The organism is Caulobacter sp. FG121 (assembly GCF_057809815.1).
In genome coordinates, this window is the sequence record NZ_JBMDKR010000002.1 from 344,891 (window position 1) to 358,618 (window position 13,728).

Below are 13,728 nucleotides of genomic sequence, written 5' to 3' on the forward strand. Positions count from 1 at the left end.
AGGGAGACGCCGGTGGCGGATCACCCCGCGCGAAATCTCCGGCCGTCGCGCCTCCCTCTCCGACCCGGCTCCGCCGGGCCACCTCTCCCTCCGGGAGAGGAAGGACGCGGACAGAGCTTGACCGGTTGTAACTTTCCCCCCGCCCCCCGGCCCGATACCCTTTCCGGCGACATGTCGTTCGGGGGGAGTCACCATGCGTGTTCTGACGGTTCTGGGCCTGGCGGCCGCGTTGGCGCTCGGCGCCCTGGGCGCGGCGCAGGCTGCGGACAAGCCCGCCGACGCCGCGGCCGGCAAGGCGCCTGACGCCGACCTGCCGCCGTTCCCCGCCGACGCGACCGTCAAGCAGGTGACCCACGTCGCCGGCAAGACGCTGAACTACACGGTCACGGTCGGCTCGCTGCCGGTGCGCGACGACAAGGGCAAGATCACCGCCGAGGTGGTGTTCACGGCCTACGTGCTGGACGGCCCGCGCAATCCGGCCCGCCCCGTGACCTTCGCTTTCAACGGCGGGCCGGGGGCGGCCAGCGTCTATCTGAACCTCGGCGCCATCGGGCCCAAGCGGGTGCAGTTCGGGGCCCAGGGCGACGCGCCGTCGGACTCAGCGGTGCTGCAGGACAATCCCTACACCTGGTTGGACTTCACCGATCTGGTGTTCATCGACCCCGTCGGCACCGGCTTTTCGCGCTCGCGGACCAGGCCGGAGGAGAGCAAGAAGGCCTTCTTCGGCGTCAAGCAGGACATCGCCTACCTCTCGCGCATCGTCTACGACTGGCTGCTCAAGAACGGTCGCATGACTTCGCCCAAGTATATCACCGGCGAGAGCTACGGCGGATTCCGCGGCCCGCGCCTGACCCACTATCTGCAGACCGAGCTCGGCGTCGGCATCAACGGCGTGGTTCTGGTCTCGCCCTTCTTCGACGGGACCAGCTGGTCGGGCGGCGACTTCTCGCCGATGCCCTGGGTCGTCACCCTGCCGTCGATGACAGCCGCGAACTACGAGCGCCAGGGCAAGACCCTGTCGCCGGAGCTGATGGCCGAGGTCGAGGGCTATGTCCGCACCGAATTCCTGACCGATTTCATGGCCGGCCGGACCAACCCGGCGGCGCTCGAACGGATCATCAAGCGGGTCACGGCCTATACCGGCCTCGACGAGCCCGTCGTGCGCCAGATGGGCGGCCGGATCGACAGCCGGGCCTTCCTGCGCGAGCTCTATCGCAAGGAGGGCCGCATCGGCAGCTGGTACGACTCCAACGTCACGGCCTGGGACCCCTACCCTTTCTCGCCCAGCCAGCGCAGCGGCGACCCGATCCTCGACGCCCTCATCGCGCCGACGACCAGCGCGATGGTCGACTTCGTCACCCGCGTCGTCGGCTGGAAGGTTGAGGCCCGCTACAACGCCCTCAGCGACGCGGTGAACGAGGCCTGGGAGGACGAGCTGCCGACGATCGAGGCGGTGTCCGCCTTCCGCAAGGCGCTGGCCAACGATCCGAAGATGAAGGTGCTGATCGTTCACGGATACGACGACCTGAGCTGCCCCTATTTCTCCTCGCGGATCGTCATCGACCAGCTGCCGCCGATGGGCAATCCAGGCCGGGTGCAGCTGAAGGTCTATCCCGGCGGCCACATGTTCTACAGCCGCCCCGACAGCGGCGCCGCGATGCGGCGGGACGTCATGGCGATGTACGGGGCGTCCTAGGTAGTTGCTCCCCATCGGGGGAGCTGTCGGCGCGTAGCGACGACTGAGGGGGTCCGCTCAGATTTCGGGTGACCCCCTCCGTCCCGGCTTCGCCGGTCCACCTCCCCCGATGGGGGAGGATCTTGAGTCAGGCCCCTGCGAACAGCAGGCGGCCGGCGTCCATGTCAGGGCGCAGGGCGCCCAGGTCCGCCTGCGAGACGGCGAAACAGCCGAACGAACGGCCGAGCTTGCCATTGGCGGCCAGATAGGACGGCTCGCAGTAGTCCGCCGCGTGGACGATGATCGCGCGGTCGCGGACTTCCGAATTGGTCGGGTCCAGCCCGTCCAGCAGGACGTTCGGGCCGTGCTTGGAGCCCCAGGCCTGACCGACGGTCAGATAGGCGCCGACCGACGAGGCGTTCGAGTCCGGCACGTTGGAGAAGCGTTCGGCGTAGCCGGTGTGGGCCGGATCGGAGCCCCGGCCGTGAGCCGTATGATAGGCCTTCGCCTCGCCGGTCGTCAGGTCGAGACGGAACAGCCGCGGCTTGCTGGAGTGGGCCTGGAAATCGACGATGTAGAGCCGGTCTTCATGGGCGACCTTGCCGCGATGACGCTTGAGGGCGTCGAGCGCCGCGTGCATCAGCGGACGTCGGATCAGGCCCTGGGGATCGAGTTCCGGGCCGAGCGCCACGGCAGGCGGCGGCGGAACGGCGAGCGGAGGCGCGGCGGGAACAGGATTGAAGGTCTGCGAAACCAGCGCGGGTTTCGGCGTCGAGGTGGCGCAGGACGCGGTCAGCGCCGCCAGTCCGACAATAAGGCCGCGTCGCGACAGACGTGGATCCAGCTCTCTCAAGATGGCTACTCCGCTTGGCGCCCCCGCGCGGTCGAGGGGCGTCGATAGCCCATCATCTCGCAGTTGCGAACCCGACCCGGTGTCGCACCCGCTCACTTTCTCGCTAGTGATCAGTTCGCGGGCGCCTGAAGGGCTGACTGCAAACGGCCGGCCAGATCGCCCTTGCCGGCAACCTCGACCCCCTCAAGGCCGAGCCATCCGGCCATCCTCGTCAGCTCGGCGGCGAGCGCCGTCGGAGTTTCCGGTCCGGCTTCAGGCTCGGCATGGGCGGCCTGAACGCGCAACACCTTCGCCTGCCGGTCCGCTTTCAGATCGACGCGCGCGGTGATCGCCTCGCCCTCGAGGAACGGCAGGACGTAGTAGCCGTGCACCCGCTTCTCGGCCGGCGTGTAGATCTCCAGGCGGACCCGCAGGCCGAACAGCCGCTCGGTGCGGTCGCGAAACCATATGAGATTGTCAAAGGGCGACAGCAGGGCGTGGGCGTTGATCCGCTTCGGTCTGGCGTCCGGATGCAGGTAGGCGGGCTTGTCCCAGCCCTGGACCCTGACCGGCGTCAGGGCGCCGGCCTCGACCAGCTCGCGCACCGCCCGGCGGGCGCCGTCGAGCGGCAGGCGGTAGTAGTCGCGCAGGTCGGCCTCAGTCGCCACGCCCATGGCCTTCGCCGAGCGCAGGACGAGGTCGCGCAGCGCGTCGGGCTCGTCGGGCGTCGGCAGGTTCATGACCGCCGCGGGCAGGGCTCGTTCGGTGAGATCATAGACCCGCTCGAACCCGCGCCGGGTCGCCGTGGTCAGGTAACCGGTCCAGAACAGCCACTCGAGCGCGCGCTTGCCTTCCGACCAGGACCACCAGCCGGGCTGGCCGCGCGGGCCGGTGGCGAAGTCGCCGCCGGTAACCGGGCCGCGCTGCTCGATCTCGGCGAGGATATTGTCGATGTAGTCGCGGCGCTCGCGGCCGAAGCGCGCCAGCCCACCCCAGGTCTCGCCGGCCTCGGCGCGGGCCATGCGCCAGCGGAACAGCGGCTGCATCTCCAGCGGCAGCAGCGACGCCTCGTGGCCCCAGTACTCGAACAGGGTGCGCTTCTTGCCCCAGGCCTCGGCCTCCAGCACCGCCTGCGGATAGTCGCCCAGCCGCGAGAAGGCCGGCAGATAGTGGGTGCGCGTCAGGACGTTGACGCTGTCGATCTGGATCACGCCAAGTCGCTCGGCGACCTTGCCGAAATGGCGTTTACCCGGGGCGTCGTGGCGGCGCGACTCGGCGAAACCCTGGGCGGTCAGGGCGATGCGGCGGGCCTGCTTGAGGGAGAGGTCGAAGCCCTTCACGCGTGGTCCAGCACGGGTTTGGGTTTGTAGGGTTTCTCCAACGTGGCGACCTCATCGCCGCCGAGCGCCACGTCCAGCGCCGACAGGGCGTCGGTCAGGTGATGCAGCTTCGAGGCCCCGATGATCGGGGCGGTGATGGCCGGATTGCGCAGCACCCAGGCCAGGGCGACCTGCATGTTCGACAGCCCCCGCGCCCCGGCGATGGCTTCGACCGCCTCGACCACGGCGAAGTCGGCATCCTGATAGTAGAGGCGCGGGGCGAACTCGTCGGTGCGGGCGCGTTCGGTGTTGCCCTCACCGACCTTCGCGCGGCCGCCGGCCAGGAAGCCGCGCGCCAGCGGCGACCAGGGGATCACCCCGATGCCCTCGGCCTTGCAGAGCGGCAGCATCTCCCGCTCTTCCTCGCGATAGACGAGATTGTACTGCGGCTGCATCGAGACGAACTTCGTCCAGCCGTTCTGCGCGCTGACGCTGAGCATCTTCGCGAACTGCCAGGCGTACATTGACGAGGCGCCGATGTAGCGGGCCTTGCCGGCCTTCACGACGTCATGCAGCGCCTCGAGCGTCTCCTCGATCGGAGTGTCGTAGTCGAAGCGGTGAATCTGGAAGAGGTCGACATGGTCGACGCCCAGCCGCTTCAGGCTGCCGTCGATCGAACTCATGATGTGCTTGCGTGACAGGCCCTTGTCGTTGGGCCCCGGCCCCATCGGGAAATGGACCTTGGTGGCGATGACCACCTCGTCCCGGCCCGCGGCGAATTCCTTGAGCAGCTTGCCGGTGACCACCTCGCTCTGGCCGAGCGAGTACATGTTGGCGGTGTCGAAGAAATTGATCCCGCCTTCGATGGCCGCCTTGAAGAACGGCCGGGCCGCGTCCTCCTCCAGCACCCACGGCCGCCAGCTGCTGGCGCCGTAGGTCATGCAGCCGAGGCAGAGGCGGGAGACCTTGAGGCCGGTCCTGCCGAGTCGCACGTATTCCATGAGCCTTCCCTTGCGGCTGTCGTGACAGGCCGCCGGTTCCCGTCGCATAAACGCTCCCCGGGGGCGGCCTGATCAGGCTGACGGGGGAGAGTGACGACGTTGACGACTTTGACAAGAAGCGACGTGCCGGAAATCCAGCGCGGGGGCGAGGCTGCTGACAGGGCCTTCCGCCTGCACTGCATCAATCGCGACAGCACCAACGGCGCGCTGCTGAAATATCGCGACTGGCAGGGCTACATGGTCACTGGCCAGCACTCGGGCACCCACTGGATCAAGTGGATGCTCAGCCACGCGATCGCCCACCGCTACGGCGTCGAGCCGCCGCGCTATTTCAACAATTCCTCGTCCAACGAGATCATCGGCCACCCCAAGCACAAGCGCATTCACGGCGCCCTGCCGCGAATCGCCAGCTCGCACTCGATCCCGCCCTATGCGCTCGACTGGGGCTGGCTGCGGGGTCTGGCGCCCGTTCCGCCATACGGCGTGGTGGTGCGGAACATCCGCGACGTGATGGTGTCGAACTACGAAAAATGGCGGGGAACGGATCGCAAGACCTATGACGTCCCCTTCTCGCGCTATGTCGCGGGCGACCCGACCGGCAAGGCCTACGTCTGCGATGTCTGGTGGTACATCCACTTCCTCAACCGTTGGGGCGAGGTGGCCAGCCGGTTTCCGAAGGAGACGCTGGTGATCCGCTACGAGGACTTCCAGGCCGACCGGCGCGCGGCGCTGGAAAAACTCGCCCGGCATCTGGGACTGGACCTGGGCGCGGCATCGCTGGACGTCGGTGCGGCGGCCGGCGCCAAGGACGTGATGGCGAACCATCAGGATCCCGAGATCGACGAAAAGCCATTGCGCGTGGACGGCGTGCCGGCTGCGACCTTTTCGGACGCCGACGAGGCGCTGCTGAAGGGCATCCTCGACCGAAACCTCAAGCACGACTTCGGCTATGGCTATTGCGGCGCGCCGAGAGGGTTTCAGGCCTAGACGTGAAGGCGGCCGTCCGTCAGGGCGGCTGGGTCGAAACGGAAAATCACCTCGCCGTCCGGCTTCTTCACGCCCTTGACGACCTTTTCGGGCGCGATCGTGTGCAGCATCCAGCGCAGGATGTTCAGGCGGGCCGCCTTCTTGTGATCGGCACGAACACAGACCCATGGCGCCTCGTCGCAGTCTGTCCGGCGCAGCATCTCATCGCGGGCGGTGGTGTAGTCCGACCACTTTTCCTCAGCCACATCGTCAAGCGGGCTGGTCTTGAAGACCTTGAGCGGATCGGTGCGGCGGGCCTTGAGGCGCTTGGCCTGTTCCGCCGGGCTGATGTCGAGCCAGAATTTCAGCAGCTTCACGCCGCTGGCGACCTGCATCTTCTCGAAATTGGGGATCTCGCGCAGGAACTCCTCGTGTTCCGCGGCGGTGCAGAAGCCCATGACCGGCTCGACCCCGGCGCGATTGTACCAGGACCGGTTGAACAGCACGAACTCCCCAGCCGCAGGCAGGTGCGCCACGTAGCGCTGGAGATACCACTGGGTGCGCTCCCGGTCGGACGGCTTGGGCAGCGCCACGACACGCGTTTCCCGGCGGGCGAGCGGCCCGGTGATCCGGGCGATAGCCCCGTCCTTGCCGGCGGCGTCGCGGCCCTCGAAGATCGTCAGGATCTTCCAGCGGTCCTTGATCGCCTGCTGCTGCGTGCGGATCATGGCGATCTGCAGATCGCGCAGTTCGTCGTCGTAGGCGTCGTTTTCCATGCGCGGACCCTACCGCCGGAACACGGTCCGCGGCTAGAAGAGTCCGGATGATCCGTCTGTATGTCCCCAACGATCTCGCCGGCGGCGGCGATATCAGCCCGTCACCCGAGCAGGGCCGATACCTGACGGCCGTCATGCGGCTGGCCGTTGGGGCAGAATTGCTGCTGTTCAATGGCCGGGACGGCGAGTGGCGCGCGACGCTGGTTGAGGCGGGCAAGCGCGTCTGCCGCCTGACCGTCGGCGCGCGGACGCGGGCCCAGTCCACCGGGCCGAACCTCGATCTGGTCGTGGCCCTGGTCAAGCGCGCCCGCCTGGAGACGATCATCGAGAAGGCGGCCGAGCTCGGCGCGCGGCGCGTTCGCCTGGCCATCACGCGGCGGACCAACGCCGACCATACGAATGTCGCCCGGCTGCAGGCTATCGCGATCGAGGCCGCCGAACAGACCGGCCGGCTGGACGTCCCGGTGATCGTCGCACCGGAGAAGCTGGACCGGATGCTGGACGGCTGGGAGGCTGACCGAACGCTGATGTTCTGTGACGAGGGCGGGGGTGTCCCGCCGGCGCTTGAGGCCCTGCGGGCTGCATCCGGCGGCCCGGGCGCAGTCCTGATCGGGCCGGAAGGCGGCTTCGCCCCGGAAGAAGGCGAGCGGCTGCGCGCCCTGCCCTTCGTCACGTCTGTCTCGCTCGGCCCGAGAATCCTGCGCTCCGACACCGCCGCCATCGCCGCCCTGACCTTGTGGCAGGCGGCGCTTGGCGACTGGCGGTAACAGTCGCTGTCACGAAGCCTTGCGACGAGCGTGATTGTCTCCCACCTGCACTTGAGCGTATTGATCGCGCCCGGTCGGGGAAGGGGCCTCCCTAACCACTGCAAAATGCCTGGGGAGGCACCAAACTATGGCCACGACCGTCCGTGACGACCGGCCCCTTACACTCGATGACCTGACCGGATGGTTCGCCTCCGGCAGCAAACCCGCGAGCGAATGGCGCGTCGGCGCCGAGCACGAGAAGTTCGGCTTTCATCTCAAGGACCACACGCCCGTCGAATACGCGGGCGCCAATGGCATCGAAGCGATGCTCAAGGGCCTGATGCGGTTCGGCTGGGAAGGCGTCTACGAGGACCGCGCCGATGGCGGTCGGACGCTGATCGCGCTGGAGCGCAACGGCGCCAGCGTCAGCCTTGAGCCCGGCGGCCAGTTCGAACTCAGTGGCGCGCCGCTGAACTCGATGCACGAGATTTGCGAGGAGACCGGCAGCCACCTGGCCGAGGTCAAGCAGGTCGCGGACGAGATCGGCATCGGCTTCCTGGGCCTGGGCTTCCACCCGACGCTCAGGCGCGAAGACGCCGCGATCATGCCCAAGGGCCGCTACGTGATCATGCGGCGCTATATGCCGCTGGTCGGGTCCATGGGCCTGGACATGATGTTCCGCACCTGCACGGTGCAGGCAAACCTCGACTTCAGCTCTGAAGCCGACATGGTCGCCAAGTTCCGCACCAGTCTGGCGCTGCAACCCATCGCGACCGCCGTGTTCGCCAACTCCCCCTTCACCGAAGGCAAGCCCAACGGGTTCCTCTCCGCGCGCGCCAATGTCTGGACAGACACCGACGCCGACCGGACCGGCATGCTGAACTTCGTGTTCGAGGACGGCTTCGATTTCGAGCGCTATGCGCGTTACGCCCTCGACGTGCCGATGTACTTCGCCAAGCGGAAAGGTCTGTACGTCGACGTCGCCGGCAAGTCGTTCCGCGACTTCATCGACGGCAAGCTGGACGCTCTGCCCGGCGATCGCGCGACGCTGAAGGACTGGGTCGACCACACCAGCACCATCTTCCCGGAAGTCCGGCTCAAGACCTATCTGGAGATGCGCGGCGCCGACGGCGGCCCCTGGAGTCGGCTGTGCGCCCTGCCTGCCCTGTGGACCGGCATCTTCTATGACAGCGCCGCGCTCGCGGCGGCCTGGGACCTGTGCAAGCACTGGACCCCGGAAGACCGCGAGAACGTCCGTCGCGACGTGAACCGCCTGGGCCTGAAGGCCGTGGTCGCCGGCCGCACGGTGCAGGACGTGGCGAAGGATATGATCGCGATCAGCAAGGAAGGCCTGAAACGCCGCGCCCGGCTGGACGGGGGCTTCATCGACGAGACGACCTATCTGGGCGAGCTGGAAGCCATCGCCGACAGCGGCCTGACGCCGGCCGAACGCCTGCTGGAGAAGTTCCACGGCGAGTGGAACGGCGACATCAGCCGGATCTTCGTGGACTGCGCCTACTAGAGCGCCTGGGAACATGCACTTCAGGGCGTGCCCCCATCGGCTCGCAACACCCAACCGTCATCCTCGGGCTTGTCCCGAGGATCCCTGAACGCCTTGGCGGCCAGGCAATCGCCAACGTCACCGCATCACTGACCTCGGTCCATGTGCATGGGTCCTCGGGACAAGCCCGAGGATGACGGCATTTGGGGATGTCCCAATACAGCCCTCACACGTACGGCGGGTCGTGCGCGTCCACGTGGGGGACCGGCGCGGGTTCGTCCAGCTGGAGTTCGACATGCTCCGGCGCGAACGCGATGTAGCCAGCGAAGGCGGCTCCCTCGTCCAGCGGCTGTTCGTAGGACCAGGCCACGTTCTCGATAATCTTGGCGTCACGCGAGATGGTGTACCAGGTCGCGGCCCCGAACCACGGACTGGTGGTTGTCCGGTCGTTCCGGCGCAGGAAGGCCATCTGTACGTCTTCCACAGGAAAATAGGCCGTCCGGACTCCGTCCGGCTCGGTCACGAGCAGGGCGCGGGCGCTGTCCGCCATTTCATGGCCTTCGAACAGCACGCGGGCCCGACCGCCTGCGGCGACCAGATCGGGCCTGGTTACCTGAACATCGTTCATCATGGCGTCGTCCTCCATTGAGCCTAACGCCGGGGCCACAGGTCGGCTCCCGAATGACGTTCACGGCAAGCCGTTGCTTGTGAAACGCGCTCGCGCGTGATTTTCTCGCGCTCAAATCGCGGCGGTTCGGGGGAATCTTGCCGTTATCCCGACCGCGCGGGCCATAGAGTCACAGGGTAGGCAGTATGAATATCGTTATCGCGCTGGGGATCCTCGTGACCCTGGCCACCGGCATCCCGGTGCTTCTGCAGATGCGGAATCACCCGAAGGGCCTCTTCATTCTCTTCTTCGCGGAGATGTGGGAGCGCTTTTCCTACTACGGGATGCGCGGCATCCTGATTTTCTACCTGACGCAACATTTCCTGTTCAAGGACGACTACGCGAGCGGCCTGTACGGCTCCTACACCTCGCTGGTCTATCTGCTGCCCTTGCTGGGCGGCATCCTGGCGGACCGGTTCATCGGCACCCGCAAGGCCATCGCGTTCGGCGCCCTGCTGCTCGTCGCCGGTCACGGCATGATGGCGGTCGAGGGCAAGCCGGCCCAGCAAACCCTGAACTACCAGGGCCATGCCTACGAAATGCAGGTCACGGGCCGCGGCTCCGACCGCAAGGTCTGCCTCCAGGTCGGCGAGGGCTGCTACGCCTTCGGGCCCGGCGAGGACGGCGCCCTGCTGTTCAAGGATCTGCCGGCCGCCTCGCCGCTGCCCGCCAGCCTTGCCCACGGCTCCTATGAGATGAAGGAGACGCGCAGCACGACCTACGTGAACATCTTCTTCCTGGCCGTGTCCCTGATCATCATGGGCGTCGGCTTCCTCAAGGCGAACATCTCGACCATCGTCGGCCAGCTGTATCCGCAAGGCGATCCCCGGCGTGATCCGGGCTTCACCCTCTACTACTACGGCATCAACCTCGGGGCTTTCTGGGCCTCGGTGCTGTGCGGCTATCTGGGTCAGACCGTCGGCTGGTGGGCCGGCTTCGGCCTCGCCGGCGTCGGCATGCTCGCCGGCTACATCGTCTTCGTGCTCGGCAAGCCGCTGCTGCAGGGCAAGGGCGAGCCCCCCAATCCTGAAAAGCTGGCCAAGCCGATCGTCGGTCCGGTCAACAGCGAAGGCCTGATCTACATCCTCGGCCTGCTGGGCGTGGGCGTGGTGTTCTACATGGTCCAGTACAACGCCGTGGTCGGCACGGTGCTGAGCATCAGCATCCTCGCCTCGCTGGCGGCGGTGGCCTACATCATCGCCGTCGTCTGCAAGACCTGGGTCCAGCGCCAGCGGATGATGCTGGCCATGGTCCTGATCATCGGGGCCGTGGTGTTCTTCACCCTGTTCGAACAGGCCGGCACCTCGCTGAACCTGTTCGCGGACCGCAACGTCGACCTCTCGCTGATCAGCGCGCCCTTCTCCTTCAACCTGTTCGGCCAGAACATCTTCTTCGGCACGCGGGAGATGCTGGCGGCCGCCACGCTGCCGACCGGGACCTTCTGGGTCGACATGGGCATCACCGCCGCCCAGACGCAGTCGTTCAACGCCGGCTTCATCCTGATCTTCGCCCCGGCCTTCGCCGGCGATGTGGCTGTTCCTCGGCAAGCACAACCGCGACCCGAACCCGGTCATGAAGTTCGGCCTCGGCCTGCTGCAGGTCGGCCTCGGCTTCATGGTCATCGTCTGGGGCGCGGGGATGGCCAACTCGGCCTACCAGATGCCGCTGATGATGCTCGGCCTGCTCTACCTGCTGCACACCACCGGCGAGCTCTTCCTGTCGCCGGTCGGTCTGTCGGAAATCACCAAGCTGTCCATGCCGACCGTCGCCTCGTTCATGATGGCGGTCTGGTTCCTGTCCAGCTCGATCGCCCAGTTCGTCGGCGGCAAGATCGCCGGCGCGCTCGGCACCGAGACGGTCGGCGGTCAGGTCCTCGACCCGGCCGGCGCCCTGGCGACGTCCATCAAGGGCTTTGGCCAGCTCGGCATGGCCGGCATCGGCGTGGGCGTGTTCTTCGTGGCCATCAGCTTCTTCATCAAGCATTGGGCGCACGAAGCCAGCAACGTCGAAGCCACGCCGGACGTCCAGATCGACTCCTGACAGCGACGGCGTTCGTCCCTGAAATGACAAAGGGCCCCGGGAGCGATCCCGGGGCCCTTCTTCGTCGGCCGGCCCGCACTCGGGGCAGGGGGTGAGCCGGCCGACGCCGTCTCCGCCTCAGCTGAATGTGTGACGGATGCGGAAGTACAGGAACGGATCAAAGCCGAGCGGGCGGCGGTCGACGAAGTCGAGGCCCGAGGTGTTGCGCGGGCCGCTGTACACGTCGCGGACACGGGTGAAGTCGCGGGCGGCGAGGTTCTGCGCCTCGATGCGGAAGCTCAGGTCGGGGCGGGGCTTGTACTCGGCGTAGAGCTCGACCCAAGTGCCCAGCTTGACCGTCTCGATCTGGTCGAAACGGTAGAACCGCTGCTCCCAGCCGATGAAGGTGTCGATGCCCCACTGCGTCTTGTAGCGCGGCAGGTCCTGCGAGAAGTGGATCTCGGCGGTGAACGGCCGCTGGCCGCTGATGCGGCGCGACTCGCCGGTGACGGGGTCCGTCACCTCGGACTTGCGCCAGTCGGCCGTGCCGCGCAGCAGGCCGCCCGGCACGCCCAGTCGCACAAGCGGCATGTTCAGCGAAACCGACAGGGTGTCGCTCTTGCCGTCGCCGATGTTGCCGGGCGCATCGAAGGCGTAGCCCGGGCCGATGATCGGCACCCGGTCGGTCGCGTCGGTGATCTCCTGGTGGACGCCGGTCAGAACGATGGCGCCGTCCTTCCAGAATTTCCGCTCATAGGCCGCCTCGACGACCCAGGACTTTGACGGCTCGAGATCGGCGTTGCCGGCGGTGCCGGTCCCGGTCGAGAAGGCCACCGAAGAAACGAAATCGCCGAAGTCCAGCTGGCCGACCTCGCGTTCGATCCGGAGGCGGACCTGGTCTACCGGCGTCGGCGACCAGGTCACCGCCAGACGCGGCTTGGTGTAGGTGAATGACCGCTCCAGATCGACGTCGCCGGTCTGGGAAATGGTCGAGACCTCGATCCGCAGGCCGGCCTCGACCGAGAGTTTGGGCGAGAGGCGCCAGGTCGAGGCGCCGAACACCTCGCCGCGCCGTTCCTCGACCCGAACCTGGGCCGCCGGCAGCGTGACGGGCGCGCCGTTCTCGACATAGTCCACGGCGCTGTCGAGGACGTTGAACGCCGTCTCACCGCCGCCTTCCAGCGACCATGTCGGGCTGGCCGTGTAGCGCAGCACGCCCCGGGCGATGCTCTCGCCCGACTCATTGTGCTGGCTGAACAGCCCGTCGTTGGTCCCGTCGTCGAAGGCCGAGGCGTAGTCTGTGTAGGACCGCTGCACGAGGCCTGTGAACTCGAACCGGGTCTTCGGTCCCAGCGCCCGTTCCCAGTTCGCCCCGACCTCGCCGGAATCGCGGACATTGTCGTCGTTGACCGAAAGGCGGCCCGTCACGGGAAAGGAAATGAAATCGTTCAGCGACCACTCGTAGTGATCGCGATCCAGCTTGGCGTTGACGGCCAGTCGGCCGCCCAGCAGCGGCGTCTTCAGCCCGCTCTTCAGCGTATAGCCGCCGCCGCCGCCGGTCTCGTCGGACTGGCTTGCGCGCAGCAGGCCGCCGGCGCTGTCGATCCGGCTGCGAGGCCCCTCGCCGGCTCCGTCGTCGATGTAGGAGAAGGCCAGCGCCGACCAGTCGAACGTCTTGTCGCCGTCAAACTTCCGCGTGCCCTCGAAGCGCGCCGCCGGGGCCGAACGGCCGTCCTGGTAGAAGATGTCCGCCACGGCGAACAACCACTGGCCCTTCTGGTCCTTGCGCAGGATGACGTTGGCGATGACCGTCTTGCCCTGCATGTCGATGCCGGGCGCGCCGCCATGGATGATGTCGATCCGCTCGACCTGGCCGGCCTGGATGCGCCGCAGGGCGTCCTCAAGGCCTTCGCTCTTGGTCGCCGGGCGCTGGCCGTCGATCAGCACATTGCCGGCCGCGCCGCCGTAGCCACGGACATTGTCGCCGCCATCGAAGGCGAAGCCCGGAATCCGGACGATCATGTCCATCGCCGAGTTGGGCTGCGATGCCGCGAAGAAGGCCGCCACGTAGGGCGTCACGGCGTTGCTTTCGGCGGGCTGGACCACGCCGGCTTCGGGCGTAGCAGCGGCCAGCACGGCCATGAGCAGCGGATAACTCATCGAACGACGTCCCCTCGGGCCCCCCGGCCAGATTGAAGGGAACCCTGAACGGCGATGCCCGCCGGG

Annotated in this window: 10 protein-coding genes and 1 pseudogene; 5 read left to right on the plus strand and 6 right to left on the minus strand. The window is 67.2% G+C overall.

The window, feature by feature from the left end; translation table 11 throughout:
- The first annotated feature begins 193 nt into the window (after positions 1–193).
- Positions 194–1,696, plus strand: a complete 1,503-nt coding sequence (locus ACODSL_RS07630; RefSeq protein WP_488900065.1) for a S10 family peptidase — start codon at positions 194–196, stop codon at positions 1,694–1,696.
- A 127-nt stretch (positions 1,697–1,823) separates the two neighbouring features.
- Here the strand turns inward: ACODSL_RS07630 and ACODSL_RS07635 are convergent, their stop codons facing one another.
- From ACODSL_RS07635 to ACODSL_RS07645, 3 genes are all read right to left on the minus strand, one after another.
- Positions 1,824–2,528, minus strand: a complete 705-nt coding sequence (locus tag ACODSL_RS07635) for a murein L,D-transpeptidase catalytic domain-containing protein (RefSeq protein ID WP_488900066.1) — start codon at positions 2,526–2,528, stop codon at positions 1,824–1,826.
- 110 nt (positions 2,529–2,638) lie between these two features.
- On the minus strand, positions 2,639–3,847 hold the full coding sequence (locus tag ACODSL_RS07640) for a winged helix-turn-helix domain-containing protein (protein WP_488900067.1): 1,209 nt from the start codon (positions 3,845–3,847) through the stop codon (positions 2,639–2,641).
- Entirely contained in the window at positions 3,844–4,827 is a 984-nt protein-coding gene (locus ACODSL_RS07645; RefSeq protein ID WP_488900068.1) for an aldo/keto reductase, read from the minus strand. The genes ACODSL_RS07640 and ACODSL_RS07645 overlap by 4 nt, the downstream gene beginning before the upstream one ends.
- A 99-nt stretch (positions 4,828–4,926) precedes the next feature.
- Here ACODSL_RS07645 and ACODSL_RS07650 point away from each other — a divergent pair, with 99 nt between their 5' ends.
- Positions 4,927–5,814, plus strand: coding sequence for a sulfotransferase domain-containing protein (locus tag ACODSL_RS07650; protein ID WP_488900069.1), 888 nt, complete (start codon positions 4,927–4,929; stop codon positions 5,812–5,814).
- Here ACODSL_RS07650 and ppk2 read toward each other — a convergent pair.
- Positions 5,811–6,569: a polyphosphate kinase 2 gene (ppk2, locus tag ACODSL_RS07655; protein ID WP_488900070.1), complete on the minus strand. Its 759-nt coding sequence runs from the start codon at positions 6,567–6,569 to the stop codon at positions 5,811–5,813. The genes ACODSL_RS07650 and ppk2 overlap by 4 nt on opposite strands.
- Positions 6,570–6,616: 47 nt before the next feature.
- Here ppk2 and ACODSL_RS07660 point away from each other — a divergent pair, with 47 nt between their 5' ends.
- Entirely contained in the window at positions 6,617–7,336 is a 720-nt protein-coding gene (locus ACODSL_RS07660; RefSeq protein ID WP_488900071.1) for a 16S rRNA (uracil(1498)-N(3))-methyltransferase, read from the plus strand.
- A 127-nt stretch (positions 7,337–7,463) separates the two neighbouring features.
- Positions 7,464–8,837, plus strand: coding sequence for a glutamate--cysteine ligase (locus ACODSL_RS07665; protein ID WP_488900072.1), 1,374 nt, complete (start codon positions 7,464–7,466; stop codon positions 8,835–8,837).
- A 205-nt stretch (positions 8,838–9,042) separates the two neighbouring features.
- Here the strand turns inward: ACODSL_RS07665 and ACODSL_RS07670 are convergent, their stop codons facing one another.
- Complete coding sequence (locus ACODSL_RS07670; RefSeq protein ID WP_488900073.1) at positions 9,043–9,447, minus strand: DUF427 domain-containing protein; 405 nt, start codon at positions 9,445–9,447, stop codon at positions 9,043–9,045.
- Positions 9,448–9,629: 182 nt separating this feature from the next.
- Between ACODSL_RS07670 and ACODSL_RS07675 the strand changes: the two are divergent.
- Positions 9,630–11,523: pseudogene (locus tag ACODSL_RS07675) on the plus strand (peptide MFS transporter).
- A gap of 117 nt (positions 11,524–11,640) precedes the next feature.
- On the opposite strand, the gene ACODSL_RS07680 reads toward ACODSL_RS07675, so the two are convergent.
- Complete coding sequence (locus tag ACODSL_RS07680; RefSeq protein WP_488900074.1) at positions 11,641–13,662, minus strand: TonB-dependent receptor plug domain-containing protein; 2,022 nt, start codon at positions 13,660–13,662, stop codon at positions 11,641–11,643.
- Positions 13,663–13,728: the final 66 nt, after the last annotated feature.

Coding starts and splice junctions, on each gene's coding strand:
- ACODSL_RS07630 (WP_488900065.1), top strand. CDS start 194: ATGCGTGTTCTGACGGTTCTGGGCCTGGCGGCCGCGTTGGCGCTCGGC.
- ACODSL_RS07645 (WP_488900068.1), bottom strand. CDS start 4,827: ATGGAATACGTGCGACTCGGCAGGACCGGCCTCAAGGTCTCCCGCCTC.
- ppk2 (WP_488900070.1), bottom strand. CDS start 6,569: ATGGAAAACGACGCCTACGACGACGAACTGCGCGATCTGCAGATCGCC.
- ACODSL_RS07660 (WP_488900071.1), top strand. CDS start 6,617: ATGATCCGTCTGTATGTCCCCAACGATCTCGCCGGCGGCGGCGATATC.
- ACODSL_RS07665 (WP_488900072.1), top strand. CDS start 7,464: ATGGCCACGACCGTCCGTGACGACCGGCCCCTTACACTCGATGACCTG.
- ACODSL_RS07670 (WP_488900073.1), bottom strand. CDS start 9,447: ATGATGAACGATGTTCAGGTAACCAGGCCCGATCTGGTCGCCGCAGGC.
- ACODSL_RS07680 (WP_488900074.1), bottom strand. CDS start 13,662: ATGAGTTATCCGCTGCTCATGGCCGTGCTGGCCGCTGCTACGCCCGAA.